This is a genomic window from Agromyces sp. Y782 (assembly GCF_059445405.1).
In genome coordinates this window covers 802,088-828,289 of the sequence record NZ_JCAIUG010000001.1, presented here as the reverse complement: position 1 = coordinate 828,289, position 26,202 = coordinate 802,088, and the positions used below count along the sequence as shown (strand labels likewise).

Below are 26,202 nucleotides of genomic sequence, written 5' to 3'. Positions count from 1 at the left end.
GCCGCGATGAGGGCCAGAATGGAAGGCGACGCGAAGGGGCACGGCATGAGTGAGCGCACGACAGGCTCGGCGACGGATGCCACTGCACCGACGTCGGCACCGGATGCCTCGCGCGCGCCACACGGCCCCGGACACCACGCCCTCGACTGCCCCGAGTGCTTCGAAGAGCTGCAGCGCAACCGCGACTGGTGGAAGGCCCGCCCCGAGGGCGCGCGCCTCGTCGGGCTCGTCGTCGCACGTGACGACATGCCGTCGGTCGTCGAGCAGCGCAACGACCTGACCGCCTTCGGTGTCGCCCTCCTCGACTTCAAGCATCCGGCTGCCGAAGCGCCCGAGACCTGGGAGCAGCGGCTCGGCCGCCTGTTCGGCACGCTGCGGGCCGGCGACGTGCTCGTGGTCGCGAACGAGCGCGCGCTCGGCCGCAATCGCGACGAGGCCGCGCGCACCATCCGAACCCTGGCTCGGCACAACCTCGTCGTGAAGGTGCTGAACCACGGCGCGCCGCACCTCGAGGATGCCCGCGGCTGATCGCGTCCGAGTAGGCGGGGCGTGGCTGCGGCACCGCCGGCCGCGCGGGTGAATGCGCGCGGACCGCTCGAGTCACCCCATACGCTGCAATGGTGATCACCGACCGAGATATCGCCCGTTGGCGGCTGCACTCGCAGCTGCTCGCCGCACCGGTAGGCACCGCCGAAGACGTGGTGCGCACCCTGATGGCCGTGCAGGCCGAGAACCCGTCGCAATCGGCGTGGGCGGTCGCGACGCGTACCGCTGCGCCGCGCCTGGGCGATCTGGGCGGTGCGATCGCCGATGGTCGCGTGCTGCGCATCCACGTGCTCCGTTCGACGTGGCACTATGTGCACGCCGATGACGCGCAGTGGCTGCAAGAGCTCACCGCGCCGCGGGTGATGCCGGTCTTCGAGCAGCAGTTGCAGCCGTTGGGCGACCGGCTGGGAGTACTCGGTGACACGGTCGAGGCGATGCTCGCGGAATCGCCGGATCGCACGCGCGGCGACCTCGCCGATGCCCTGGCAGAGCGCGGCGAGCAACTCACCGGCCATCAGCTCATGATGCTGCTCGGTCGGCTCGAGGTGCTCGGCGTGGTCTGCAGCGGTGCGCCGCGCGACGGCGTGCACACCTACGCGCTCTTCGCCGATCGCGTTCCCGATCCGCGACGGCTCGACCGCGATGAGGCGCTCGCCGAGATCACCCTGCGGTACTTCACGTCGCACGGGCCGGCCACCGAGCGCGACCTCGCGTACTGGTCCACCCTCACCGTGACCGACGTGCGGCGCGGCCTCGCCGCGGTCGGTGACCGGCTCGACTCGTTCGAGCACGACGGCCGCACGTTCTGGCACACGCCCGGCGACGTACCGGCATCCGCAGCCCCCGCCGGCCATCTGCTGCAGGTGCTCGACGAGATGTACCGCGGCTACCAGGATTCGCGCTGGGTGCTCGACGCCGACGGTGTGCTGCCGAGGGCTCGCGAGACGGCGATCGGCATGGCGCTCGTCGACGCGCAGCTCGTCGCCGGCATGAAGCGCACGGTGACGCCGAAGGCGGTCACGTTCGAGGTGCGGCCCCATCGCGCGCTGGGCAAACGCGAGGTCGAGGCCGTTCAGGATGCCGCGGCGCGGTACGGCGATTACCTCGGGCTCGAGGCGAGAGTGCAGCTCGACGGCGTCTGAGGTGTCAGCGTGCGGGCGCGCGCTCCCTGATTTCCGGGCTCGATCGGTTGTCGCACTCCCGTCGGCGGCCGCTACGCGCTCCCGTCGCGCGGCCGCGCGCGGTCGATGAGCAGGCGGATGCCGAGGCGCGAAGCCATGAGCACGATGATCAGCAGGGTGACGGAGAAGAACCCGCCGAGCTGCACCGCATCGCCGAACACGAGGTCGGTGATCCACAGGATGAGGAACTTGCTGCCGGCGCCGAGCAACAGCAGCAGGGCTGCGTTCAGCGTCTTTCGCGCGGGTGTTCGCGAGGCGCGCACCCGATCGAGGATGCGCGTCTTGAGCATCGCGATGACCTCGAGTGCGAGTTTGAACAGCACGGCGGTGAGCAGCGAGACGATGAACGACTCGGTGATGACGCCGGGCAGGAGCTGCGTGAAGAGCCCGAGCACGACGAGATAGACGAAGACGTCGACGACGTCGACAGCACGGAGACGCATGGGTCGCTCCTCGATCGACGGGCCCGATGCGCCGATCGGGGCATCGGTATTGGCAGGTTACACCGAGCGAATGCGCCGATTCGCCCGAACTGGGGCATGCAGTGGACCCCTTCGCGTACCCGCTCAGATCGGTCAACGGCGCACCACCCACTGCCCACCGTCGAGACGAGGCGTGCATTGGTTTCGGCCGCGACTCCTGCCCGATGCGCGTGAGCATAGAGTCGTGTCATGGCGACTCGTGTGTTTTCTGACGACCGATCTGCGGCGGGGTTGGTCTTCATTTCCGGACAGACGCCACTGCTTGAAGACGGCTCTGTGGACAGTGGCGTCGGTGACCAGGTGGATGCCGTACTGGACAAGATCGAAGCACGACTTCGGGCGCATGCTCTGGGCGTTGACGATGTCGTGAAGGTGACGTACTTCCTCACGGATATCGGTGATCTGCCCGCGGTACGTCAGGTGTTGATGAGGCGGTGGAGCGACCCGCCGCCCGCTGCGTCGTTGGTCGAGGTGTCGGCGTTGATCGACTCGCGATTCAGCGTCGAGATCGAAGCGATAGCAAAGCTCGACTGAGCGCATCGCCGGCCGATGCGGTGTAGCGATCGGCAATGGGCAGGCGTTGGCACGCGACATCCGCAGGTCTCGGTTCGTCGAACTCCCTGGCGGTGGGCACCGCGGATGTCACATCCTCCGGCCGGCCGGTGTCTCCATGTCGACGGGCTGAACGCAGAGTCCGTCGACGACACCACTGGAGGACACGATGACCAGCGACACCCGCATCCCCCCGACCGAAGTCACCGGTCTGTACGGCGCGCTCGTGAAGTTCGGCGCCCGCAAGATGATCGGCCAGGTGCCCGACTCGCTCGGCGTGCTGTGGCACCACCCGCGCGTGATGAAAGACGCGATGGGCATCGGCCAGAAGGTCTTGCGATGGAAGGAGCTCGACCCCAGCCTCGACTCGTACGCCGTCATGGCCGCCGCAGCGTACGTGGGCTGCAGCGCCTGCCTCGACCTCAACTACTTCATGGCGCACAACGACAAGCTCGACGAGGCGAAGGTGCGCGAGGTACCGCGCTGGCGCGAGGCATCCGTCTTCTCGCCGCTCGAGCGGAGCGTGATGGGCTACGCAGAGGCGATGAGTCAGACCCCGCCGGCGGTGACCGACGAGATGTCGGCCGCGCTGCTCGACGAGCTCGGGCCGGCGGCGCTCATCGAACTCACCGCCCGGGTCGCGTTCATGAACATGAGCGCGCGCATGAACATCACGCTCGGCATCCGCTCGGAGGGGTTCTCGGACTCGTGCGGCCTGCCCCCGCTCGCGACCCGGCCGGCTGTCGTAGGCTCGCCGGCATGACCGACGATCCGTTCGTCACCCACCGCAGCCTGCTCTTCACGGTCGCGTACGAGCTGCTCGGTTCGGCGGTCGACGCCGAAGACGTGCTGCAGGAATCGTGGCTGCGATGGGCGGATGTCGCGCAGGAGCAGGTGCGCGACCCGCGCGCGTACCTCGTGCGCATCGTCACGCGGCAGGCGCTGAATCACTTGCGCACGGTGTCGCGCCGCCGCGAGTCGTACGTGGGGCAGTGGCTGCCCGAGCCGTTGCTCACGAGTCCGGATGTCGCCGACGACGTCGAGTTGGCCGAGAGCGTCTCGATCGCCATGCTCACGGTGCTCGAGACCCTCGGACCGACCGAGCGCGCGGTGTTCGTGCTGCGCGAGGTGTTCGACGTGCCGTACGACGAGATCGCGGTCGCCGTCGACAAGTCGCCGGCGGCCGTGCGGCAGATCGCGCACCGGGCGAAGGACCATGTCGCCGCCCGGCGGCCGCGCATGGACGTCGTGCGTTCGGAGCACGAGGAGGCGGTCGAGCGATTCGTCGCGGCCCTGAACACGGGCGACGTGCAGGGGCTGATGGACGTGCTCGCGCCCGACGTCGTGTCGGTCGCCGACGGGGGCGGCAAGGTGAAGGGCGCAGCACTTCGGCCGATCATCGGTGCCGATCGCATCGCGAGGTACCTGGTCGCCGGGCTCGCGAAGTACCCCGGTGTGTTCGTCGCTTCTCCGACGTGGCTGAACGGGCAGCCGGGCATCCGGGTCGACTTGGACGGACAGGTGGCGGGGGTCGTGAGCCTGACCGTCGAGGGTGGCCGGATCACGCGCATCTTCTCGATGGCGAACCCAGACAAGCTGGGGTGGCTGGGGGCGGAGGCCGAGCTGGCTCGGTGACGCGCATGCGCACCCGGGACGGCTGCCTGATGCGGCCTCGCCGGGCATCGGCACACCGCCCTGCTCGAGTTCGCTCGCCGGAGCATTCGGCTGGATCTCGAAGAACTTCAATGTCAGGCCCGAGGGCGTTCCTGACTGACGCCGCTGCCCGCTTGATCGGGCAGGATCGCGCTCGATATCACCCCGAAGAGATGATCGGCGCGTAGCGCGAGCGAAGGCTGGTCATAGACCCACGCAAGCGCCGCGACCATCGCGAACAAGTCGGTGCCGTCGATGTCGGCCCGCGCTACGCCTGCGGCGTGAGCGCGGTCGAGAAGCCGAGCGCCTGTATCGTGCAGCGCAACGCAGGACGCGTGGAGTGCGGACTCCGTGTCATCGATCGCGGCCATCAGCAGGCCCGAGACACCCCGGTACTCATGTGTGATGGCGACGCAGCCGCGAAGCCACGTGAGTAGGGCATCCTCGGGTGTGCTCGACATCTCAAGGTCGGCTGCGTGAGCCGTCAGCTCGTCGACATCTGTGCGGAGCAAGGCCTCGAGCAGCGCCTCTCGCGTGGGAAAGTGACGGTAGAGGGTGCCGAGCCCGACGTCCGCTTTGCGAGCGACGTCACGCAACGATGCATCGGCACCGTGTTCGGTCACGACGTCGCGCGCGACCAAGAGCAGGCGATCGTAGTTCTTCCTGGCGTCGGCGCGCATATGCCTCCGGGATTGGTGAGTGGGGGAGTGCTCTCAATAATCGGTGCACTGATCCACTTAGGCTAGCCCGTCTACGGAACTAGTGGAAGGACCCGCTTGCGGTCAACGCGTTGCGGCGGCCAGTGCTGCGCGGATGGTGTCCTCACCGGCCGGCTGGCCCAACTCGTCCGAGTACGGTCCATACGGGGTTGCCCACACCGGCGTGCCCGTCGCCTGCTGCCAGCTCTCGGCCAGCGTTCCTGCGTCCACCACGCTGTACCCGATGGAGTCAAGGAATACGGTCGCAGCCGCCTTCGCCGGCGCTGAGTCGCCGGCGATCGGCAGGTACGAACGGTCGGCCGCCCCTGACGGACGGGCGAGTGACACCAGGTGCTTGTAGAAGATGTTGTTGAACGCCTTCACGAGCATGGCGTCCGGGATGTACCGCTGCAGCAGCTCGCTCGAGGTGAGCGACGTGCCGTCGAGCTCGGGAATGTGCCCGTCACGCTCGGGGCCGTAGTTGCAGGTGTCGATGACCGTCTTCCCCGCCAGTGGCCCGGCGGGCAAGTGCGGAAAGGCGCTGATCGGCACAGTGACCACAACGATGTCGCCGGCCGCCGCGGCATCCCAGCTCGTCGCAGCGGATGCCCGCGGTCCCAGTGCCGTGACCGTGTCCGCGAGCGTTTCGGGGCCGCGCGAGTTGCTGAGCACCACCTGGTGTCCGGCCTCGATGGCGAGCCGTGCGATGGCGGTGCCGATCTGTCCGCTTCCGATGATTCCCACAGTTGTCATATTCGTACCTTCCGTCTCGAACAGTCGTACCCTCGTCATCTGCCGGAACCGTAGCGGTCCGGCGTCCCTGCCGTCAGCTGGCGGCGAAGTAGTGGCCGTTGTCCAAATCGGCGAGCAGGCCGGGCCGCACTCCCCGCTCGGCGAGCCCGATGACGGCACTTTCCACGACGTTGCGAACCCGGAGGGTGCCCTTGTGCTCGTCGCCGACGAAAAGGGCTTCGTCCTCCTCGGTGGCCGGCCGGCCCAGCTGTCCGGGCGACCCTATGCTCCCCGCCACGACCAGCGGCTTTCCGGTTCCCGCGAGTGCCTCGCCGTACGCGAGCATGACTGGGAGCTCCGCGGCGGACACGGCGTCCATCCCGCCGGTCGGAAGCAGGTCTTGCCTGTGGGCTACGTGGATGACACCGTCGGAGTCTGCGGCTGCCTCCTTGAGCCCGTCGAGGTCCTGGAGGTCGCCGCGGCGCACCTTCGCGCCGAGCGCGGACACCGCCGCCGCGGAAGCGTCCGACCGCGCAAGACCGGTGACCTCGTGCCCGGCGGCGATGAGCTCGGGAATGATGTACGAACCGGAATGGCCGGTCCCGCCAGTGACGAAAACGCGCATGCTGCGACTCCTTGTGAATTGACGCTGCGGAAGAAATGGCGGTGCGAGTGCGCTCAGTCGGGGAGGTTGGCGCTGAGGGAGACGTCGAAGCTCCCCGCGCCGTGGCGGGCCAGGCCCATCATCAGCGGACCGACCCCTTCCAACCAGCGGGCCATCTCCAGGCCGCCGACATCGAGCGGACGCAGTCCGAGGCTCTCGATGAACGCCGACACACTCGCCTTGGACTCCGCGTCATCTCCGGCGAAGAACACGTCCAACGGACCTCCCTGGGCCAGGACGTGTCCGAAGACGGTGTTGAACGCCTTCACGACATGCGCGCTCGCCGGCACGGCCTTGGCGATCTCCTTCGCACCGGAAGTGCCGACAGGTGTAACCAGGTCGGTGGCGTCGGCGTTGAAGGTGTTGGAGATGTCGATGATGACCTTGCCGGCCAGTGCATCCCCGTACTGGGTGACGACCTGCACGGCGCTCGTGTACGGCACGGCGAGCACGACGATGTCGCCGGCAGGGACAGTTCCGACCACCCCAGCCGTAGCGCCGCCGCCGAGCTTCGCAGCCAGGCTCCGAGCCTTGGCCGCGTTGCGGCCGATGAGCTCGACCGCATTGCCACCCGCGACCGCGCGAGCGGCTATGGCGCGGGCCATGCCCCCCAGGCCGATGAAACTGATGCTGCTCATGGATGAGTACTCTCTTTCGCTCGTCGAATCGAACTCTCCGCGGTCGAGGCAGAAGGCGCCCCTACGGCCGACCACTGGGCAGGCGCCGTCGATGAACGGCACCTCGAGGTCGAACAGCTCAGCTGCTCTAATCGGAGCAGTAGTCCGATTATACGGAGCAGCGCTCCGTATAAGCAAGTTCCGACAAACTGGCGTTGCGGGGATCTACGTGGAGTCGCGCTCGATGAGGTCGATCGGGATGAGCTTGCTCGAGTCGATCGACTTTCCCTCGATCAGTTGCACGAGCGCCTCCACCATCCCCGCTCCTTTGTCGGCAGTGTGCAGGTCGACCGTGGTCAACTGCGGGCTGGTGTTCGTCGAGAAGACGTTGTTGTCGAGGGTCGCGATGGCGACGTCACCCGGCACCTGCACTCGCCTCTTGTTCAACACGAGCTGTGCCCCTGCAGCCATCTGCGCGGAGGCGACGAAGATCGCATCGAAGGGCGTCGCGCCGTCGAGAAGCCGCTCAACGGCCGCCGCTCCGCCGGCCGGGGTGTAGTCGCCTTCTTCCCACGCGCCGGGCACGAGCCCGGCGGCATCGATGGTCGCGCGCCACCCCTCCAGCCGCTCGCGTCCGGCCGACGTGCTCAGCGGGCCGGTGATCGTCGCGATGCGGGTGCGCCCGCGATCGATGAGGTGCTGCGTCGCGAGTGCAGCAGCAGCGGTGTTGTCGACGTCGACCGTGTAGATCTCTGCGTCGAGGTCGCCCGTGGGGCGCACTCCGAACACCACCGGAATGGATCGCGACAACTCGAGGTACGCCGACGAGGCGCTGAAATGCGACAGAATCAAGGCGCCGTCGACGTTGCCTCGCCGAAGGAACTGGTGCGTCTTCTCGGGATCAGTCTCCGACTCGATCAGCAGTGTCAGCGAGTAGTCGGTCGACGACGCGTACATCGCCGCTCCTTGAATGACCTCGGCGAAGTACGGGTCTGCGAAGAACTCCGCCGTGCGTTCGGGAATCATCATCGCGATCGTCTGCGTGCGCCGACGCACGAGACTGCGGGCGGCCCGATTGGGCACGTACCCGAGCCGCGCGATCGCATCGTTGACCCGGGCCACAGCGTGCTCCGTGACCTGGGGCGAACCGTTGATGACGCGCGACACCGTCGAACTGGACACGCCGGCCAGCGCCGCGACCCCCTCGAGGGTCGGGCTCAGCATCGGCGGGTTCCGGGGTGTCTCGGTCGTCACGCCTCGTCTCCTGCTACCGGTCGGTCGCATCCGGTGGTTGCTCGTGTCGGACATTGCACGTCATCACCGTATGTCAAAACCGAGCGGCGCTTCATTCCGGGATCACGTGGCCGTCGATGAGCGAAGCCAGCCATCGCCCGCTGTCCTTGACCGTGCGCTTCTGGGTGTCGTAGTCGACGTGGACGATGCCGAATCGCTTGCTGAATCCGTACCCCCATTCGAAGTTGTCGAGGAGCGACCACACGAGGTAACCGCGGAGGTCGACGCCCTGCTGCATCGCACGATGGGCGGCGGTGAAGTGCCGCCGAAGATAGTCGGTGCGTTGATCGTCGAACACTCGATCGCCGATCGGTTCGTCGTCGAAGGCCGCCCCGTTCTCGGTGATCATGAGCGGCAGGTCGGGAAACTGGCGGCTGAGCGAGAGGAGCAGCTCCTCGAACCCGTCGGGGGCGATGTTCCAGCCCATCGCCGTGTACGGCCCGTCTTGACGCAGAAACTCGACCTGCTCGCTGCCGGGCCACGGGGATCCTCCGGCAGCCTTGTGTCCGTCGGCTCGTTCGCGCGGTGACACCCCGTCCCACGTGCGCACGCGGGTCGTGGAGTAGTAGTTGACCCCGAGGAAGTCGAGCGGTTGCCGGATGATCTCGGCGTCGCCGGGGAGCACGAACGACCAGTCCGTGATCGACGCCGTGTCTTCGATCAGGTCGGCCGGGTACCCGCCGTGCAGCATGGGCTCGGTGAAGGCGCGGTTCGCGAGCGCATCGATGCGACGGACAGCGTCGGAACTCGAGTCGCCGTCGCCGCGGACGACATGGAAGTTCAGCGTGACCGACACTTCTGCCCGGGGAACGACCTCGCGCAGAACCTGCACCGCAAGACCATGCGCGAGGTTGAGGTGGTGCATGGCGCGGAGGGCTGCCGCGCCATCCGTACGCCCTGGCGCATGTGCGCCCGAGCCGTAGCCCAGGAACGCACTGCACCACGGTTCGTTCAATGTCGTCCAGACATCGACGCGGTCTCCCAGCGCCTCCGCAACGTGGCGCGTGTACTCGGCGAATCGCTCGGCGGTCTCCCGATTGGTCCATCCGCCGGCGTCTTCGAGCGCTTGCGGCAGGTCCCAGTGATACAGCGTCGCGATGGGGCGGATGCCTCGGGCGAGGAGTCCATCGACGAGCCGACTGTAGAAGTCCAGGCCGGCCTGGTTCACCGCTCCCGCTCCGAGCGGCTGGATGCGTGGCCACGCGATGGAGAAGCGGTAGGCCTCGAGCCCGAGTTCGGCCATCAGATCGAGATCGGCGTCGAGGCGGTTGTAGTGGTCGTCGGCGACGGCGCCCGTGTCGCCGTTGACGATCTTGCCGGGCGTGGCGCTGAACGTGTCCCAGATCGACGGACCCCGCCCGTCTGTCGTCGCTGCGCCTTCGATCTGGTACGAGGCGGTGGCTGAGCCGATGAGGAACCGGGCCGGGAACTCGAGTCCAGACTCCCGATAGTCCGGGCTCTCCCTGATTCGCGGTGAACTCTCGATGGTCATGTCAGCCTTTCACTGCGCCTTGCATGATTCCGGCGACGAGCTGTTTGCCCGCGACGAAGAAGAGGATGAGCAGGGGGACGACCGACAACACGGCGCCCGCGAGGACCATCGCGTTGTCGGGGTTCTGTCCGCCGCTGGCGCTCAGCGCAGCCAGCGCCGTCTGCACGCTCGGGTTGCGAGGGCTCAGCACGAGCAGCGGCCACAGGTAGTCCGTCCACGCCGCCATGAAGGTGAAGAGGGCGAGTACCGCCATCGCCGGCCGCGCCGCGGGAAGCGCGACATGCCGGAACGTGCCCCACATGCTGGCCCCGTCCATGCGGGCGGCTTCGATGAGTTCGTCGGGAATCACGTCGACGAGGTACTGACGCATGAAGAAGACGCCGAAGGCCGTGACCATGCCGGGCACGATGACCGCCTGCAGGGTGCCGATCCACTCCCATTCCGCCATCAGCATGAACAGCGGGATGATGCCGAGCTGCGTCGGAATCGCCATGGTCGCGATCACCGCCAAGAGCATGCCGTTCCGGCCGCGGAACCGCAGTTTGGCGAACGAATACCCTGCGAGCGTGGAGAAGAACACGACGGAGACGGTGATGGCCCCCGAGATGACGATGCTGTTCAGCAGCGCTTGGAGGAACGGAACCGTGTCGAACACCTTGACGGCGTTGGCGATGAAGTTGGGCCCCGGCAGCACGGCGGGCGGCACGAGATTCGTGTCCGACGACTGGCGGCTGCCGATGACGAACGACCACCACAGGGGGAACGCCGAGCCGATGAAGAAGGCGGCGAGGAGCGCATAGGTGAGCACGCCTGGTCGTTCGTAGGCGCGCTTGCGCCGAGCGCGACGTTCTCCGTCGACGATCCGGCGGTCTTCGACCGTCGGCGGTTTGGGCGACGTGACGGTGGCGGTCATGACTCTCCCTGCTGGGCGCCGACCGAGGCGGCGCTGATCCGAGTCGGTTTCACGTCGGCGGTGCGGATGGCGCGGGTGATGGCGAAGCTGATGAGCCCGACGAGCACGATGATGAGGAACAGGATCCACGCGGTCGCCGACGCTCGGCCGAAGTCGCGCCTGGGGAATGCGAGCTCGTAGAGGTAGAGCACGATCGTCTGGAACTGGCGGTCGCCGCCACCGTTCGTCCGTGTGTCGAAGAGCTTCGGCTCGGTGAAGATCTGCAGACCGCCGATGGTCGCGGTGATGACGACGAAGATGAGCGTCGGCCGGATCATCGGGATCGTGATGGACCAGAAGCGGCGGATCCTGTTCGCACCGTCGAGCGCGGCCGACTCGTACACATCGCGGGGAACGGCCTGCATGGCGGCAAGGAGGAGGAGGGCGTTGTACCCGGTCCAGCGCCAGTTCACCATGCTCGCGATGGCGAAGTGCGACGGCAGCACGTCGAACGCCCAGCGGATCGGTTCGAGGCCGAACAGCTCGAGGAGCCCGGCGATGGGGCCGTGATACTGGTTGAAGATCTGAAGGAAGATGACGGTGACGGCGACCGGCGCCACGATGTACGGGAGCAGGATGCTCATCCGCCAGAAGGTCTTTCCGCGGATCGCCTGGTCGAGCAGCGCAGCCACGCCGGTGGCGATCACGAGCTGCGGGATCGCCGACAGCAGGAAGATGCTGACCGTGTTGCCGAAAGCGTTCCAGAAGAACGGATCGGACAGTACGGAGACGTAGTTCTGCAGCCCGACGAAATCGCCCTGCCCCTTGAGCAGGTGCCAGTCGTAGAGGGAGACGTTCAGCGTGTACGCGATCGGGAAGACGCCGATTGCGGCGAACAGCACGAAGAACGGCGCAACGTAGAGGAACGGGGAGAACTTGTAGTCGAAGCGACTGACCTTCTGCCGGAAGGTCAGGTCCGAGCGGGCCGGTCGGCCCAGTGTGGAGCTGGTCATCGTTGAGCCAATCCGCGAGACGATGCGTGGTGCGGCGATCAGGGAAGAGGGGCGGCTCGAACGGATGCGACGAGCCGCCCCGGTGGACTAGCCGACGAGCTGGTTGAGTAGCTTGATGGCTTCGTTCCATGCGGTGTCGCCATCGGTGATCTCGCCCTGGCTCACCCGGTCGAAGATCGGCCCGAACACGTTGTCTTGAATGTTGGAGTCCTCGGGGCCCTTGACCTGCGCGATCACGCCTTCCGATCGAGCCGCGAAGATGTTGCCGACAGGAGCGTCGTTGAAGAACGCACTCGTGGTGTCGGCGACGAGCTCCTGCCCGTCGGGGGTGCTGGGGAACGGACCGGCGACCTCGAACGCCGCAGCCTGCTGCTCGGGGGAGGCGAGCCAGAGCGCCAGTTTCGCGGCCTCTTCCTTGTGCTCGGATGACTCGGAGACGCCGAGGAAGGCGCCGCCCCAGTTGGCCGCCCCACCGGGGAGCACGTCGGCGAAGTCCCAGCCGCTGTCGGTGGTTCCCTCGTCGTAGTAGCCCTGCACGATGCCGAGCATCCAGCTCGGGCACATGTAGACGGCGAACTGGTCTTCCTTGGCTTCGGGTCCGACGTCCCAACCGGGCAGCCCGGCACCGAGGCCGGCCTTCTCAGCCTCGACGATCTTCTCGAAGTGGGTCTTCAGAACGTCGTTGCCCTCGATGTTGAGCGTCTCGCCGTCTTTCTTGTAGTACCCCTCCTCCTGCTGGTTGACGAAGGAGTTCCAGAAGAATCGCGGGCTGTGGTAGAAGGCCTTGCCGCTCTTGTCGACGTACTCCTGGCCGACCTCGAAGAAGCGATCCCACGTAGCATCCTCTCCGCCGAAGTAGGCGGCGACCTCTGAGCGTTCGCTGGGCAGGCCCGCGGCCTCGAACAGGTCGCCGCGGTAGCAGAGACCCTGGGGCCCGATGTCGAGCCCGGCGCCGATGACCTGGCCGTCGGGGCCGGTGCCCTGCTTGTACTTCCACTCGAGCCACGAGTCCTTGACATCTTCGATGCCGTAGTCGCGCAGGTCGACGAAGGAGTCGGAGACTTCGGCGATCGTGCCGAGCCAGCCTTCTTCGATCGCGACGACGTCGCTCAGGCCTGACCCGGCGGCGATCTTCGCGTACGCGTCGTCACGTGCCGCCCCGCCGCCCTCGAGGTTCGTCGCCTCGATCGTGATGTTGGGGTTGTCCTCCGTGTACTGCTTGTAGGTGGCCTCGACCCCCATCGTGCCGAACGTCGTGATGGACAGCGTGATGTTCTCATCACCGCCGCCCCCGCTCTCGCCGGATGAACAGCCCGTGGTGATGAGGGCCAATGCTGCGACGCCGGCGATGGATGCGGCGATCCTGTTTCGTGATGAGTTCACGGTCACTCCCTTGTGTGCGTGGGCAGGCCGTGGGAGCGCTCCCATCCCGACGGATGGGAGCGCTCCCACGAGGTGAGGAACACCCTACGGCCTCATCAACAGCCCCGTCAAGACAATCATGGGAGCGCGCCCATGGATCAGGCTGTCGCCCCTTCGTCGAGAAGTTCCAGCAGCCGGGTGGCGGTTCGCCAGCTTCGCATCGTCATCTGTTGGAAGACGGGCATCGCCATCAGCTTCTGGATGCGCGTCTTCGTCGCGAGCGCTTTCACTCGTGAGAAGTAGATCGCGCCGGGCCCGGGTGCGATCGAGTCGACGCCCTCGCGGAGCTCGGGCATCTGGTCGAGCACCGCCTCGACCGTGAGCGGCGCCTTGAGGAAGAGCACCTCGCTGCGCAGCTCTTCGGAATCATGGTCGTGGGGCGCCGCCGCGATCGTCTCGGCGAACTCGTCGCGGGAGCGCACCAAGGTCGGGATCGCGATGCCGAATCGCTGTTCGAGCGCGTGCTCGATCGCGGCTTCGAGCGTCGAGTCGGCCGTGCCCTTCGCCGTGAACAGCACGTTTCCGCTCTGCAGGTGGGTGCGAACGTCGCTGTAGCCGGCGTCGCGGAAGCACTCAGCGAGAGCCCCCATGTCGACCGGGTTCCTGCCGCCGACGTTGATGCCGCGCAGCAGTGCAATGTACGTCGTCGAGTCCATAGCCAGATCCTGCCACCTGCAGGTGACACTCCCACGGGCGCGCCGGCGCGGCGGGCGCGGTGGGCGCGGTGCACAGGTTGGGCGCGGTGCCGGAAGGCAGCTCGTGAGCGGGCACAATTGTCACATGGTCGAGATCTCTGAGGACGACTTCGAGCGAATGGTCGGCGAGGTGTTCGACGCGCTCCCCGACGACATGGTGCGCGGGGTCGAGAATGTCGCGATCATGATCGCGAACCAGCCGCTGGGGGAGCGACCGCGGCTGTTCGGGCTGTACAGCGGGCGTCCGCTGACGACCCGCGGGGTCTACGGTTTCGGGGAGCTTCCCGACCGCATCACGCTGTTCAAGAACAACCTGGCGGAGCACAGCGCCGACCTCGACGCACTGCGTGCGCGGGTGCGCATCACGTTGGTGCACGAGATCGGTCACTACTTCGGGCTCGATGATGCTCGGCTCCGCGAGCTCGGCTGGGCGTAGGGGGTTCGCAAGTCGGTGACTTGCGCGAGCGCGTGAGGTCGCTCCGGAGCGACTACGACCCCTTCGTCGGCCGGATGACGCGGCGAGCGACGTTCTCCGTCGCGTCGACGGGCAGCTCCTCGGTGATCCACGGACCGGTGCCCTCGCTGGGATCGATGATGCCTTCCTCGAGCCAGTCGTAGCGTCCGTCGAGCACTCGGGCGGCAAGGCGTTCGTCGGCGGAATCGGTGTTGCGCCACAGTGCATCCAGCAGTTGCTCGGTGCGATGGCGGGACTGCTCGGCGAACGTGTCGGCGAGCTGGTACGCGGCCTTGCCCCGCTCCGGCGTGTCGGCGGCGATCATCGCCGCGCGCACGCACGAAGCCGACACGGCGAACATCTCGGCGCCGATGTCGACGACGCGGGCGAGGAACCCTTGCTTGCGTTCCAGGGCGCCCTGCCAGCGCGCCATCCCGTAGAAGGTCGCGCGCGCCAGCTTGCGACTGGTGCGCTCGACGTAGCGCAAGTGCGACGCGAGCGCGCCGAACTCGTCGTACGACGTCGGCAGGTCGCCCTTGCCTGCGACCAGCTGCGGCAGCCAGCGGGCGTAGAACCCGCTCGCGGAGGCGGCGGCCTTCAGCTTGCGCGAGATGTCCAGATGCGGATCGATCAGGTCGCCGGCGGCGGTGAGGTGCGCGTCGACGGCCTCCCGCGCGATGAGCAGGTGCATGATCTCGGTCGAGCCCTCGAAGATCCGGTTGATCCGCATGTCGCGCAGCACCTGCTCGGCGCCGACGGCGCGTTCGCCGCGGGCGGCGAGCGACGCCGCGGTCTCGAAGCCGCGGCCACCACGTATCTGTACGAGTTCGTCGGCGATGCGCCATCCCATCTCGGAAGCCCACATCTTGGCGAGCGCCGCCTCGATGCGGATGTCCTTGCGGTCTTCGTCGGCGAGCACCCCCGACAGGTCGACCACCGCTTCGAGCGCGAACGTCGTTGCGGCGATGAAGGCGATCTTGTGTGCGACCGCGGCGTGCTCACCGACGGGTCGACCCCACTGCACCCGGGCCTGCGACCACTCGCGTGCGATCTTGAGGCTCCACTTGCCTGCGCCGGCGCAAATGGCGGGTATGGCCAAGCGGCCGGCGTTGAGCGTGGTGAGCGCGATCTTGAGGCCTTGGCCCTCGCGGCCGATCAGGTTCTCGCGCGGCACGCGCACGTCGCGCAACGAGGTCAATCCGTTCTCGATGCCGCGCAGTCCCATGAACGCGTTGCGGCGGTGCACTGTGATGCCGGGGGAGTCGGCCTCGACGATGAACGCGCTGATGCCGCCGCGGTGCGCGTCGGACTCGGGCACGCGCGCCATCACGACGAGCAGCTCGGCGACGACCCCGTTGGTGGTCCACAGCTTGGTGCCGTTCAGCACGTACGCCGCGTCATCCTCGGTCGGTACTGCTGTGGCCCGCAGCCGCGCGGGGTCCGAGCCGACTTCCGGCTCCGTCAGCAGGAAGGCGCTGATCGCGCCCTTCGCGCAGCGCGGCAGGTACTGGCGTTTCTGTTCCTCCGTGCCCGCGAGCACGAGCGGCTCGGGCAGACCGACGGACTGGTGCGCCGACAACGCCGCGCCGAGGCTGGCGTTCACCGCCCCGATCATCACGAGCGCGCGGTTGTAGTAGAACTGCCCGAGCCCGAGGCCGCCGTACTCGACCGGGATCTTCATGCCGAACGCGCCGATGTCGGCGAGCGCCTGGAAGGTCTCGTCGGGGATGCGCGACTCCCGCTCGATGCGTGCGACATCGACCGCGCGCAGGAGCGACTCGAGTGCCGTGAGAAACTTCTCGCCGCGCTCGCGGCGGCCCGGATCGGGTCGGGGGTGCGGATGGATCAGCGACAGGTCGAACTGCCCGAGGTAGAGGCCCCGTGCGAAGCTCGGCTTGCGCCAGTCCTGCTCGCGCGCTGCCTCGGCGACAGCGCGCGACTGCTTCTCGTCGATCTCGTCGACGTGGGAGACGGTGGGCTTACCGACGATGCTCACGCGGGCCGCTACATCATCGACTGCAGCAGCTGAGTTGCCCGCTGGTTGTCGCTCGTCGCGAGCACGACGCGGTTTCTGGAGGCCACGTAGGCGAGCGTGATGTTGATGTCGGCCTCGGCGAGGGCGCGCGCCATCCCACCGAACACGCCTGGCGTGTCCAAGTCGGGGTCGTGCAGCGCCGGACTGACGATGACGTCCGTTTCGGCCTCGACCGCGATGCCGGCGCCCTCGATCGCCGCTCTGGCGCCCGCGACGTCGTCGACGAGCACGTGCACGGTGCCCGTGCGGCCGTTCATGAACGCGCAGAGGCCCTCGATGTTGACACCCGCGTTGCCGAGCGCCTCGCCGAGTCGAGCCCCCTCACCGGGCTGGTCCTCGAGGATGACCAAGAGATCTTTCGCCATCGCGGCTCCTCCTTCTCGGATACCTCAGGTCTACGCTCGTGGCCGCCGTGCGTCAACGCGTGGGCGGGTGACATCCGGCGGGGAACGGAGGACGCTGACGGCCGCGGGCTGACGTGAGCGTGCCGTTCGCGGCTCAGGGCGTGTTCGGGGCTTGGCCGATGCTCAGCCACGCGTCGGGCCCGCCGCGGCGAGCCTCGGATGCCCGGTCGTCGCTGGTGGTGCCGGCCTGCTTCATGGATTGCAGTTGACGATCGACGTCTGCCTTCGCTGAAAGCACTGCCAGTTGTCGCTCGATGTCGGCATCCGGTGCCGCGGTGAGGTCTTTGAGAGCACCGCTCGCCAGGAGCTCATCGGTGGCGGCGGCACGCGCTTGCATCTGGGCGACCCGGTCGCGCGCACGGTCGAGGCTGACGCCGATATCGTTCATGTTCGACCCGATGCCCGCCACCGCCTCGTTCGCCTTCACCTGTGCTTCAGAGGCGGTGTAAGTGGCCTTGATGGTCTCCTTCTCGATGCGGAACGCGGCGACCTGCTCGTCGAGGTGGCGTTCCCGCTCCTGCAATTGCGACGTCTGCTTCTGGAGCACGGTGTACTGCTCCTGCAGCTTGGCGACCTGACCCTCGAGTAGCGCGCGGCGCTCGAGCGCCGCGCGGGCGAGGTCTTCGCGGCCTTGCACCATCGCCTCACGGGCTTGGTCGCCCAGGCGCTGGTAGCGGGTTCCCATCTCCTGCCCCTGCAGGTCGATGCGCTTCTTCGCCGTCGCAACCTCGGCGACCGCCTTTCGCACCTCCTGCAGCAGCTTCACCTGTTGCTCGTAGCTGTCATCGAGGGTTTCGCGAGGGTCTTCGACCTTGTCGAGGGCCTTGGTGGTCTTGCTCCGGAAGATGGTCTTGATCCGCGAGGTGTTGCTCATGGTTGTGTCCCCTTCATCTCGGACGACGGACTTATCTCGGACGACGGACGCGGTCGACTGTCGGTGGCCGAGTGGGCTCGAACCGTTCGTCCCGTTGGTTGAGTCGGTGCAGTTCCTGCACCCCGGCATGCAGTGCGGCGACTTCCCGTTCCATGTCGGAGTGCAGTGTGGTGAGGGTGTCGTCGGTCGAGCCCGCGAGCCCCGACGCGACCGCGGAACGCAACCGACGCACCAGTGCCGCCACCTCATCGACGCGATGGTCGGCCGCGGGAAGTTCCTCGGCCAGCACGGCGGAATCCGTCTCGCTCTCCAGCAGCCGCAGTTGCAGGTCCAGGGCGACGCTCTCCTCCTGGATGCGGCGGAAGAGTCGCGGAAGCTCGCCCCGGGGCCCTTCGCTGCGGCTTGCGAGGTCGACCGCGGCCTGTCCGCTGTCGAGCGTTTCTGCGAGCCGCACCCGCAGGTAGAGGATCTTTCGCTGCGGACCCCGACTGAAACCGGCGCGTGTTCGCAGCGCGGTGCCGGCCAGCGCGCGATTGCGGCGAAGCCGTCGGTACACCGCTCGCAGGATGAAGACGACTGCGGTGATCGCGACGACGACGAAGATCAGGAACGAGAGGAATATCCAGAGCAAGACATCCACGACTCCCACCTCCCGTCGGTGCGCTCGAGGTCGTTGCCCGCGGTGAGCCGTCGTTCGTGATTCGGGTTCATGTGTCCGCCTTCGTCAAGCTTCGTCGCTGCGCCATCGTCACGTCGTAAACGCGATATAACGCAATCTACGCTCGCCGCAGCCGAAGCGTTAGGGCTCTGTGCGAATTCGGAGCGTCGGGCAGCTCAGGCCATGGGTGTCGTATCGAGAAGCTGGCGGATTCGATCGCCGACGATCTTGCCGCTCTTGAGGTCGTTGACGCTGCGGAATACCTCGGCAAGCTCGCCACCCGACCCGGCGAGGAGGCCGGCGAGCGAATCTCCGAGTCCATCGGAAAGGCCGCCCAATGCGTCGGCGATAGCGCGGTAGCGCGTCGGATCCGGACTCGGCGCGTCGGGGAAGGGGCGCCCGAACGCGATCGACTTCTTCACGCCCGAACCCTGAAGGGTCATCCCGCCGCCGACGAAGCGCCGGGGCCAGGCGATCATTGTGCCGTTTCGAGCAAGCCGAAGCAGGAGGTCGGAGTCATCTCTGAAGGCGAACTCCTCGTCGGTGATGATGAACGCACCGAACGTGTAGGCCCTGCCTCGCTCTGGAATGAACATGCCGGCGGGACCGAGCCATGCCGGCACGATGATCTGCTCGTGCTCCATGACACACCTTCCTTCGCTGGTGACACCGATGGTTCGAGCGATGAGGCCGTGCCAGCGTATTCGAGCAGCCTCCGAGGGCGCTTCAGTGGGTTCCCTGATCTCTGAAACGAAGTGCAGCGTGACCGACTCGAACAGATGATGTGCAGAGTCAGGGGCGGGGTTCAGCGCGACGTGCGGTCGATCAGCCGCTGACGCGCCGATGCATACTCATGGGATGGCGGCATCCAACAGTGCTCGGAGCTCCGGCGGCAACTGCAGCGCGACCCCCTGCAGCGCGCTGTCGAGTTGCTCCAGCTTGCTGCCGCCGAGGATCGGCGTGATCGACGGTGTGCCGCCGACCATCCAGGCAAGCACGACCTGCCCCCGCGGAACCCCGAGCTCGGCCGCCACCGCGTCGAGCGCGGCGAGGCGCCGCTCGGTGCCCGGCTGCTCGTATGCGGTCGGCAGAGGTTTGGCCGCGTTGTCGTAGGCGCCGCTCAGCAGCGGCGTGTACGCCCAGAGCTCGAGGCCGTTCTCGTGTGCGAAGTCGACCTGCTCGTCGCTCATCATGCCGAAGCGGTGGTTCTGGCCCTCGGGCTGCGCGCCCGGCCGGGGCGCGAGGTAGCTGCGGCTCAGTTGCATGGCGTCGACCGGGTGCCCGCCCGTGGCGATCGCCTGGGCGCGTGCCCGCTCGACCCGCCAGGCGGGATGGTTCGACATGCCGACGCGGGCGGTGCCGCCACTGCGCACGAGTTCAGAGAATGCATCCGCCGTCTCCTCGATCGGCACGCGCCGGTCTTCCATGTGCGCCCAGAGCATGTCGACCCGGTCGGTACCGAGGCGAAGCAGGCTGCCTTCGAAGGCGCTGCGGATGACGCGTGCTGAGAGTCCCTCGCGGGAAGCGGGCCAGTCGGAGGCATCCAATGGCTCGGCCCCGACCTTGGTCGACAGGCGCACGCGGTCGCGCATTCCCGGCCGTGCTGCGAGCCAGCGGCCGAGCACGAGTTCGCTCTGCCCGCCGTAGCCTGACTCGCTCGCCCAGAAGGAGTAGCAGTTCGCGGTGTCGATCCACACGCCGCCGGCTTCCACGAAGCGGTCGAGCAGTGCGAACGAAGTGTCTTCGTCGATCTCGGTGCCGAACTTCATCGCGCCGAGAACAAGTGCTGGATTCGTCATGCCTCCACCGTGCATGCTGGAGTGCACTCCAGCTCAAGCCGAACGGGAAGATCATGAACCACTTCACACCGTCGCAGGTCGTCGAACGCACCGGCTTCAGCCTCGACACCCTGCGTTACTACGAGCGCGAAGGTCTCATCGGGCCGATCGATCGCACCGCGGGTGGTCGCCGCACCTACCGGCAGGAGCACCTCGACTGGCTCGACCTCGTGAAATGCCTGCGCGACACGGGCATGCCGATCTCCGACCTCAAGCTCTACACCGCGCTCTCCGACGATGCGTCGACTCTCAACGAACGGCTCGAGCTGCTCGAGAGCCACGACCTCGAGGTGCAGGCGTCGATCGATCGGCTCATCGAGCAGCAGAACCACCTGCGCGAGAAGATCGCGTGGTACCGGGGGCAGGTGGGTGACGACGCTTAGGCGCGGCGCGTAGCGCGACGGAGACCGACGGTCGATTCCCGATCGAAATAGCGAAGGGCGAGAGCGGAGCCGCCGCACGCTCGACGGTGATGCTCGGCTCCGCGGGTTCGGCTGGGCGTATGGCGCCGCCCCCACACGGTCAGATGCGCGCGAGGAACTCGAGCACGCGCCGCAGGAGGAGCGTGGTCGCTCCTTCGTCGTAGCTCGGCAGGCTGGAGTCCGCGAAGTAGTGCTGGTCGCCGGGATAGAGGAAGAGTTCGGCGTCGTCGGTGGATTCGACGAGCTCACGGGCGGCGTCGACGTCGCCTTCCTCCATGAAGATCGGATCGGCGTCCATGCCGTGGATCTGCACCGGGACGCCGGCCGGCCACGCGCCGAACTCCGCGGGCGGAAGGCACGAGTAGAAGAACAGCGCGCCCTTCGCACCGGGGCGGGTCTGGGCGAGCTTCTGCGCGGGCACGACCCCGAGCGAGAATCCCGCGTAGACGAGCTCGCTCGGCAGCGCCTCCGCCGCGCGCTCGCCTCGCGCCATGATCTCGCCCCATCCGACCTCGTTGGCGTATCCGACGCCCTCTTCGATCGAGGCGAATGTGCGCCCTTCGAACAGATCGGGCGTGTGCACGGCGTGGCCCGCTTGGCGCAATTCGTTCGCGAAGGCGTACAGCCCCTCGGTGGGGCCGAGCGCGTGGTGGAAGAGTAGTACCTCTGACATCGTGATTTCCCCGTTCGCCGAGCGTTCTCCGGTTCCGATCGAGAAGCTACTCGCTCGATCAGACGATGTCGACTCAGGCGGGGTCGATGCGCAGCACCGTCGCCGATTCCCCGATGGTGAGATCGTCGATGACGCGGATGCCGCGCGCGAGCTCGTCGACGGCTCCGATGACGGTGCCGAACCGCTCGCGATCGCTGCACACGGCCGTCACGCTCACGAAGTGCGAGCCGAGGTCCCACGTGTACGTGGCGAACGGCGGGCGACCGCCCGGCGGCAGCGGCATGGCGAGCTTCTCACCGATGCCGAGGTAGCTGCCGCGGAACTCCTCGGTGTCGTCGTACTCGATCGGCATCGATGCCCGCGCCGTCCGCAGCTGCGGTGTCGCTTCCTGCACCTGCGCCATCACGACGAGCAGCTCCGGCTCCGCCTTCCAGACCCACACGAGTACCCGGCCCGCGGCCTTGCGCATCAGGAACGGAACGGCCTGACTCATCGCCCAGGCGCTGAAGCCGGTGCCCGCGCCGGGCGGTGCGGCGTCGGGTCCCTTGGCCTGCGACAGGAGCATCCCGATCGCCGCCTTGCGGTGGCGGCGGCCGCGGAATCCGAGGGAGTCCGTGATCGGCACCCACTTAGAGAGATCGGGCTCTGCGTGAAGTCGGGGCACGCATCCAGCCTACGAGTCGCCGCCGCATCGGTCAGGCCTTCGGCGAGGGCGGGTGCATTCACGCCCCGAGGGTTCGCTAAATCGGTGATGATTGCGATCACCGCATCATACAAGGCGAAGGGGGGGCCGCATGGCGGAGATCTCGACGCTCGTGCGCTCCGCTCGGCGTGCTCGCAAGCTGACGCAGCGTGACCTTGCCGACCGTTCGGGGGTTTCGCAGAGTCGTGTGGCGCTCGTCGAGGGGCGCCACGAGACTCCGCGCTTCGACACGGCGAGCCGGCTGCTCGCCGCCAGCGGCCATCGGCTGTACGCGGCCGCGACGACGCGTGACGATGTCGCCACGGTCGCAGCAGCCATCCGTAACGCCGTGAAGCGTGATGATGCGCGGCTGGCGTTCCGGTACTTCATCCAGATGAATGACAATCTCGTCGCGGAACGGGGGCTGCTCCGTGGCGTGCTGGCGATCACGGAGCCGGCGGCGACGGGGTCGAAGACGTGGGACTCGGCGATCGCGGCTCTCGTCGCGTACCGGTTGAATGCGCAGCGTGTCCCACTACCGAGCTGGGTGCACGCGCCCGAGCGGAGCCTCGAACGCGCCCGTGTGCTTCAGATCGACCCTGCCGATCCTGCACCGCCTCGCGGCGATGTACCGACCGAGTTCCTCGAGCACGGCGTCTTGATCTGGCGAGACTCTTTGGAGAGCGTGTGATTCTCTTCGACCGCGACGACCTGATCGACGGCCTACGGGAGCTTGTCGAGGAGTTGCATGCAGTCGGCGACATGGTCGATGGTCGAGCGCATCCTCGTGGATGGGCTGCTGGATCCGCCGGCGGCGCCCCCGGCGGATCGGCTTTAAGTGCTCCGACTGACCCGCAGATCCTTCCACCCGAACCAGCCCGGCTCGGGCAGGCTCGCGCGAATCTGCTCGGCCGTGAACCTGTGCCGCGGCAACAAGTCGTCGGGTACGGATGCCGCGGGCGGCGCGGCGTCCGTCACGCCTTCGGCGAGCATGCGCACCTGGGCTTTCGCGATGAGCGGCACCTTCATGGTCCACTCGGTCACCTGCGCGAGCGCGTACTGTGCCCACACCGGCCACGGCACCACGATCACACGGCGTCCGAGCACGGATGCCACGCGCCGCACGGCCTTCGATAGCAAGAGCTGCTCGGCGCCGACGGTCTCACGCGGCATCCGCCCGTCGACGGCGACGACGAGGATGTCGGTGAGGTCGTCGATCGGGATGGGCCGGATGGGCTTCTCGCGGAAGCCGACGGTCGCGAAGACCGGGAGGGTCTGCACGGTGCGGCTGAGGTGGTCGCCGCGGCCGTAGATCATGCCGGCCTTGAGGATCGTGTAGTCGAGACCCGAGCCGCCTACCCCGTTGGTCGAGTAGCGCCGCGAAGCGACGCGTATCGAGACCCGGCCGCCCATTTCGGCTCGTGGTAGGGCGATCCGCAGTCGGGCCGCGCCCGCAGGAAGCTCAGCATGATGACCTTGCGCACCCCGGCGCGTGTCGCGGCCTCGATCACGTTCGCGGTGCCTCGATGTGCACCCGCTGGTAGGTCTGGTCGCCGATCTCTCGGTTGATGCCCGCGCAGTGCGCGACGACCTCGCACCCCTCGAATGCCCGCGCCAGTGCGTCGACGTCACTGGTGTCGACGCCGGTGCGGCGAGAGATGACGACGGATGCCTCAGGCCCGAGCCGTTCGGCCAGGTGGCGTCCGACGAATCCGGTGCCGCCGGTGATCGCGGTCGCGGTCATGCTGACTCCTTCAGAAGCGGTGGCAGGAATCCTGCCCGGTCGAGCTCGCGGATCAGGAAGGGCGTCAGCTCATTCGGGCCGAACGAAACGAAGTACGAACGACCACCGACATGCGTCGGCTTGAGCAGCCCACGATCGAGCAACGGACGCAACGCATGACTTCTGATGGACGGGCTGCCCGGGAGCAGATGCTCGAGCTGGCCCGCCTTGACCAGCTCCTGATCGAACGCGAATAGCATCACCTCGCGTTCTCGCGCGGAGATGCCTCCAGAACGTACGAATCGTTCGAGGGCCGGTGAGATGAGCTCCGCGCGCACGAACTCAATGTTCTGCAGGCGGTGAAGTCGGCGCAGGTCGGTGAGGAGTCCGCTGATGAAGAACTCGCACCATGCGATCGTGCCGGCGTCGCTGAGGTCGTCGGCCGCTGCGAGGGCGTCGTAGTACCCGGTACGCGATACCCCGAATACCGCAGTGGGGTTGACGGCGCGAAGACCGATCGGGCTGACGAATCCATGGCGGCCGAGCATGGCGTAGCTGAGAAGTCGCGATACACGCCCATTGCCATTCTGGAATGGATGGATCCAGAGGAAACGGTGGTGGGCGATGGCGACGTGCAGGAGCTGCTGGTGCGTCTGCACTGGCCGGTTCGCGAATTCGAGGAATCGGTCCATCTCACTCTGTACTGATTGCGCCAGCGGCGGTCGGTGCGTCGCGCCTTGAATTGCGACATCGCGATTGCGATAGGCGCCCGGTCTCGGGTCACCCTCGCGAATGAGCCCGTCAACCGCTCGGCGATGTAACTCACGCACAAAGGCATGTGTGATCGGTCGGTCGTGGTCGGTCTCGTCGATGAACTCCATGACGTCGTTGAGGTTCAGAATCTCGCGAACGGTCTCGTCGACCTGGTCAGGCTCAGTCTCTGCGGCTTGTGCCCCGGCGATTGCATCGAGGATCGTCGTGCGATTGCCTTCGATGCGCGCGGAGACCATGCTCGAGAGAAATTGGAAGAGCCCGTGCAGCTCACGGAAGACCTGGGCGGGGGTCGTCCCGACCCCGATCTCTCCTCGCAGTCGTTCGAGTTCGACAACAGCGGCAGCGAGTGGCGAATCGAATTCGAAGCTCGGAAACGTGAACTCATTGTTGTTCGACTCGACGCGAGTATTTGCGGTCATGATGGTCCGTATTTTACGTCGAAGTGCTGAAATCATCTATATTCTGCGGAACTGAGTCCCGAGCTTGGAAGAAAGATTTGCGATTCGCCGATACATGATTCCAATTCTGAGCGGCACTTTCATGGCGCACGCCGGTGACTTGCGCGAGCGCGTGAGGCCGTTGATCGGGATCGGCTCAGACTCTAAGTGTCATCCGTGAGAGGCGCGGCAGCCTCCACGCGGCGATGCCGCTCTTGCCAGCTCGCGCTGTCAGCGGGTGCCGTGGCGGGCAACTTCCCTCGCCTACAACGTCGCCATGGCCGGCCTCGGCATCGGCAGCTCTTCTTCTGCGTCGCGCTCTTCCGGTTGCGCCTCGTGCCGCGCTTCCTCGCAGTGTGGGGCTTCGTCGGCTACGCGTCGTTCGCCCTGGGCTGCATCCTCGAACTCCTGGGGTTCGCCGGCGCCGGCCTCGTGTCAACCATCCCCGGCGGGCTCTTCGAGCTGTTCATCGCGAAGGGCTTCAACCCCGCGGCGACCACCGCCCCCATCGCGCCAGTCGCCCTCCGCACGTTCGCGTCGCAATCATGACCGCCATGACGGCAGCGCGGCCGGGATGCCGCGGCGAACGTCGAGGGATCCACCGAGGTGCGCCGCCTCGACCTGGCCGACCTCGCGTCGGTGCGCCGGTTCGCCGCCGACTGGAGCGGCGACATCGACATCCTCGTCAACAATGCGGGCGTGCTGATGCCGCCGTTCGGCCTCACCAACGACGGCTTCGAGCTGCACTTCGGCACCAACCACCTCGGCCACTTCGCGCTGACCAACCTCCTGCTTCCGCACATCACGGGCCGCGTCGTGACCGTCGCCAGCGGTGAGCACCGAGCGGGCACGATCGACTTCGACGACCTCAACTGGGTGACCCGGCGCTACGGCGGGGGATCAGCGGCCTATGGCCAGTCGAAGCTCGCGAACCTGCTCTTCACGCTCGAATTGCAACGGCGACTGGATGCCTCTGGGTCGCACGTCTTGGCAACGGCCGCGCACCCGGGCATGGCCGCCACCAACCTCGGGTCGAGCATGACGAATCCCGTTCTGACCGCGGTCTCGAAGGTCGCCCTGCGCCTGTTTGCACACGACGCCACGAGAGGAGCCGCCCCCACGCTCTACGCGGCGACCGAGCCGATGCCGGGCCTCGGAAGAGCTGACCGGTGTCGGCTACCCGCTGTAGCCGCGCTGATCGTTCGCGATCGCCCGCCCTGCAGGCGGTGCTCGACGCGATCCGACACGCACTCCCATAGAGTGAGCCTCAGCCGCGCTTGATCGAATGGGGACGAC

32 protein-coding genes are annotated in these 26,202 nt (G+C 67.2%); 10 read left to right on the top strand and 22 right to left on the bottom strand.

From position 1 onward, the window contains the following. Positions 1-45: 45 nt before the first annotated feature. On the top strand, positions 46-528 hold the full coding sequence (locus AC1C2S_RS03795; RefSeq protein WP_495351207.1) for a recombinase family protein: 483 nt from the start codon (positions 46-48) through the stop codon (positions 526-528). Positions 529-620: 92 nt separating this feature from the next. Then, the gene (locus AC1C2S_RS03790) at positions 621-1,688 is read left to right on the top strand and encodes a winged helix DNA-binding domain-containing protein (protein ID WP_495351206.1); all 1,068 of its coding nucleotides are present in this window, start codon (positions 621-623) and stop codon (positions 1,686-1,688) included. Positions 1,689-1,759: 71 nt separating this feature from the next. Here the strand turns inward: AC1C2S_RS03790 and AC1C2S_RS03785 are convergent, their stop codons facing one another. Next, a complete protein-coding gene (locus tag AC1C2S_RS03785) occupies positions 1,760-2,170 on the bottom strand; it encodes a hypothetical protein (RefSeq protein ID WP_495351205.1) in 411 nt (136 codons plus the stop codon). Positions 2,171-2,398: 228 nt separating this feature from the next. Here AC1C2S_RS03785 and AC1C2S_RS03780 point away from each other — a divergent pair, with 228 nt between their 5' ends. The 3 genes from AC1C2S_RS03780 (at position 2,399) to AC1C2S_RS03770 (ending at position 4,396) form a co-directional block, all read left to right on the top strand. Then, positions 2,399-2,743: a RidA family protein gene (locus AC1C2S_RS03780; protein ID WP_495351204.1), complete on the top strand. Its 345-nt coding sequence runs from the start codon at positions 2,399-2,401 to the stop codon at positions 2,741-2,743. A 187-nt stretch (positions 2,744-2,930) separates the two neighbouring features. Beyond that, entirely contained in the window at positions 2,931-3,524 is a 594-nt protein-coding gene (locus AC1C2S_RS03775; protein WP_495351203.1) for a carboxymuconolactone decarboxylase family protein, read from the top strand. Beyond that, positions 3,521-4,396, top strand: a complete 876-nt coding sequence (locus AC1C2S_RS03770) for an RNA polymerase sigma-70 factor (RefSeq protein WP_495351202.1) — start codon at positions 3,521-3,523, stop codon at positions 4,394-4,396. The genes AC1C2S_RS03775 and AC1C2S_RS03770 overlap by 4 nt, the downstream gene beginning before the upstream one ends. Before the next feature lie 113 nt (positions 4,397-4,509). Here AC1C2S_RS03770 and AC1C2S_RS03765 read toward each other — a convergent pair whose 3' ends face one another. The 10 genes from AC1C2S_RS03765 to AC1C2S_RS03720 all read right to left on the bottom strand — a co-directional run bounded on the left by AC1C2S_RS03765 (position 4,510) and on the right by AC1C2S_RS03720 (position 13,893). Further along, positions 4,510-5,094, bottom strand: coding sequence for a TetR/AcrR family transcriptional regulator (locus AC1C2S_RS03765; protein WP_495351201.1), 585 nt, complete (start codon positions 5,092-5,094; stop codon positions 4,510-4,512). A 102-nt stretch (positions 5,095-5,196) separates the two neighbouring features. Continuing rightward, complete coding sequence (locus AC1C2S_RS03760; protein ID WP_495351200.1) at positions 5,197-5,865, bottom strand: NADPH-dependent F420 reductase; 669 nt, start codon at positions 5,863-5,865, stop codon at positions 5,197-5,199. Between the two features lie 73 nt (positions 5,866-5,938). Next, positions 5,939-6,469: an NAD(P)H-binding protein gene (locus AC1C2S_RS03755; RefSeq protein ID WP_495351199.1), complete on the bottom strand. Its 531-nt coding sequence runs from the start codon at positions 6,467-6,469 to the stop codon at positions 5,939-5,941. Positions 6,470-6,522: 53 nt separating this feature from the next. Next, the gene (locus AC1C2S_RS03750; RefSeq protein WP_495351198.1) at positions 6,523-7,146 is read right to left on the bottom strand and encodes an NADPH-dependent F420 reductase; all 624 of its coding nucleotides are present in this window, start codon (positions 7,144-7,146) and stop codon (positions 6,523-6,525) included. A gap of 204 nt (positions 7,147-7,350) precedes the next feature. Next, positions 7,351-8,379, bottom strand: coding sequence for a LacI family DNA-binding transcriptional regulator (locus tag AC1C2S_RS03745; RefSeq protein ID WP_495351197.1), 1,029 nt, complete (start codon positions 8,377-8,379; stop codon positions 7,351-7,353). Positions 8,380-8,470: 91 nt separating this feature from the next. Beyond that, a complete protein-coding gene (locus AC1C2S_RS03740) occupies positions 8,471-9,910 on the bottom strand; it encodes a GH1 family beta-glucosidase (protein ID WP_495351196.1) in 1,440 nt (479 codons plus the stop codon). A gap of 1 nt (position 9,911) precedes the next feature. Beyond that, positions 9,912-10,823, bottom strand: a complete 912-nt coding sequence (locus tag AC1C2S_RS03735) for a carbohydrate ABC transporter permease (protein ID WP_495351195.1) — start codon at positions 10,821-10,823, stop codon at positions 9,912-9,914. Further along, positions 10,820-11,815: a carbohydrate ABC transporter permease gene (locus tag AC1C2S_RS03730; RefSeq protein ID WP_495351194.1), complete on the bottom strand. Its 996-nt coding sequence runs from the start codon at positions 11,813-11,815 to the stop codon at positions 10,820-10,822. Before AC1C2S_RS03730 ends, AC1C2S_RS03735 begins: the two co-directional genes overlap by 4 nt. 87 nt (positions 11,816-11,902) lie before the next feature. Then, on the bottom strand, positions 11,903-13,198 hold the full coding sequence (locus AC1C2S_RS03725; protein ID WP_495351193.1) for an ABC transporter substrate-binding protein: 1,296 nt from the start codon (positions 13,196-13,198) through the stop codon (positions 11,903-11,905). A 137-nt stretch (positions 13,199-13,335) separates the two neighbouring features. Beyond that, entirely contained in the window at positions 13,336-13,893 is a 558-nt protein-coding gene (locus AC1C2S_RS03720) for a DUF1697 domain-containing protein (RefSeq protein ID WP_495351192.1), read from the bottom strand. Between the two features lie 124 nt (positions 13,894-14,017). Here AC1C2S_RS03720 and AC1C2S_RS03715 point away from each other — a divergent pair, with 124 nt between their 5' ends. Next, on the top strand, positions 14,018-14,368 hold the full coding sequence (locus tag AC1C2S_RS03715) for a metallopeptidase family protein (protein WP_495351191.1): 351 nt from the start codon (positions 14,018-14,020) through the stop codon (positions 14,366-14,368). 52 nt (positions 14,369-14,420) lie between these two features. On the opposite strand, the gene AC1C2S_RS03710 is transcribed toward AC1C2S_RS03715, so the two are convergent. From AC1C2S_RS03710 to AC1C2S_RS03685, 6 genes are all read right to left on the bottom strand, one after another. Next, entirely contained in the window at positions 14,421-16,382 is a 1,962-nt protein-coding gene (locus AC1C2S_RS03710) for an acyl-CoA dehydrogenase family protein (protein ID WP_495351190.1), read from the bottom strand. Positions 16,383-16,390: 8 nt separating this feature from the next. Continuing rightward, positions 16,391-16,786, bottom strand: coding sequence for a hypothetical protein (locus AC1C2S_RS03705; RefSeq protein ID WP_495351189.1), 396 nt, complete (start codon positions 16,784-16,786; stop codon positions 16,391-16,393). Between the two features lie 133 nt (positions 16,787-16,919). Continuing rightward, positions 16,920-17,699, bottom strand: a complete 780-nt coding sequence (locus AC1C2S_RS03700; RefSeq protein WP_495351188.1) for a PspA/IM30 family protein — start codon at positions 17,697-17,699, stop codon at positions 16,920-16,922. 31 nt (positions 17,700-17,730) lie between these two features. Beyond that, positions 17,731-18,339: a hypothetical protein gene (locus AC1C2S_RS03695; RefSeq protein WP_495351187.1), complete on the bottom strand. Its 609-nt coding sequence runs from the start codon at positions 18,337-18,339 to the stop codon at positions 17,731-17,733. A 194-nt stretch (positions 18,340-18,533) separates the two neighbouring features. After that, positions 18,534-19,001, bottom strand: a complete 468-nt coding sequence (locus AC1C2S_RS03690; RefSeq protein ID WP_495351186.1) for a hypothetical protein — start codon at positions 18,999-19,001, stop codon at positions 18,534-18,536. Positions 19,002-19,208: 207 nt separating this feature from the next. Then, positions 19,209-20,156 (bottom strand): aldo/keto reductase, encoded by a 948-nt coding sequence (locus tag AC1C2S_RS03685; protein ID WP_495351185.1) that lies wholly within the window; start codon positions 20,154-20,156, stop codon positions 19,209-19,211. A 53-nt stretch (positions 20,157-20,209) separates the two neighbouring features. On the opposite strand from AC1C2S_RS03685, the gene AC1C2S_RS03680 reads away from it, so the two are divergent. After that, a complete protein-coding gene (locus AC1C2S_RS03680) occupies positions 20,210-20,578 on the top strand; it encodes a MerR family transcriptional regulator (protein WP_495351184.1) in 369 nt (122 codons plus the stop codon). Between the two features lie 139 nt (positions 20,579-20,717). On the opposite strand, the gene AC1C2S_RS03675 is transcribed toward AC1C2S_RS03680, so the two are convergent. Further along, positions 20,718-21,290, bottom strand: a complete 573-nt coding sequence (locus AC1C2S_RS03675) for a dienelactone hydrolase family protein (RefSeq protein WP_495351183.1) — start codon at positions 21,288-21,290, stop codon at positions 20,718-20,720. A 73-nt stretch (positions 21,291-21,363) separates the two neighbouring features. Continuing rightward, positions 21,364-21,954 (bottom strand): hypothetical protein, encoded by a 591-nt coding sequence (locus AC1C2S_RS03670; RefSeq protein WP_495351182.1) that lies wholly within the window; start codon positions 21,952-21,954, stop codon positions 21,364-21,366. A gap of 130 nt (positions 21,955-22,084) precedes the next feature. On the opposite strand from AC1C2S_RS03670, the gene AC1C2S_RS03665 reads away from it, so the two are divergent. Then, the gene (locus AC1C2S_RS03665) at positions 22,085-22,663 is read left to right on the top strand and encodes a helix-turn-helix domain-containing protein (protein WP_495351181.1); all 579 of its coding nucleotides are present in this window, start codon (positions 22,085-22,087) and stop codon (positions 22,661-22,663) included. A gap of 143 nt (positions 22,664-22,806) precedes the next feature. Here AC1C2S_RS03665 and AC1C2S_RS03660 read toward each other — a convergent pair whose 3' ends face one another. The 3 genes from AC1C2S_RS03660 to AC1C2S_RS03650 form a co-directional block, all read right to left on the bottom strand. Then, the gene (locus AC1C2S_RS03660) at positions 22,807-23,385 is read right to left on the bottom strand and encodes a Rossmann-fold NAD(P)-binding domain-containing protein (protein ID WP_495351180.1); all 579 of its coding nucleotides are present in this window, start codon (positions 23,383-23,385) and stop codon (positions 22,807-22,809) included. A 94-nt stretch (positions 23,386-23,479) separates the two neighbouring features. Beyond that, positions 23,480-23,716 (bottom strand): NAD-dependent epimerase/dehydratase family protein, encoded by a 237-nt coding sequence (locus AC1C2S_RS03655; protein ID WP_495351179.1) that lies wholly within the window; start codon positions 23,714-23,716, stop codon positions 23,480-23,482. After that, a complete protein-coding gene (locus AC1C2S_RS03650; RefSeq protein WP_495351178.1) occupies positions 23,713-24,888 on the bottom strand; it encodes a Fic family protein in 1,176 nt (391 codons plus the stop codon). Before AC1C2S_RS03650 ends, AC1C2S_RS03655 begins: the two co-directional genes overlap by 4 nt. Before the next feature lie 354 nt (positions 24,889-25,242). Between AC1C2S_RS03650 and AC1C2S_RS03645 the strand changes: the two genes are divergently transcribed. Both AC1C2S_RS03645 and AC1C2S_RS03640 read left to right on the top strand, forming a co-directional pair. Continuing rightward, complete coding sequence (locus AC1C2S_RS03645) at positions 25,243-25,455, top strand: hypothetical protein (protein WP_495351177.1); 213 nt, start codon at positions 25,243-25,245, stop codon at positions 25,453-25,455. A gap of 57 nt (positions 25,456-25,512) precedes the next feature. After that, positions 25,513-26,187 (top strand): SDR family NAD(P)-dependent oxidoreductase, encoded by a 675-nt coding sequence (locus AC1C2S_RS03640; protein ID WP_495351176.1) that lies wholly within the window; start codon positions 25,513-25,515, stop codon positions 26,185-26,187. Positions 26,188-26,202 lie beyond the last annotated feature (15 nt).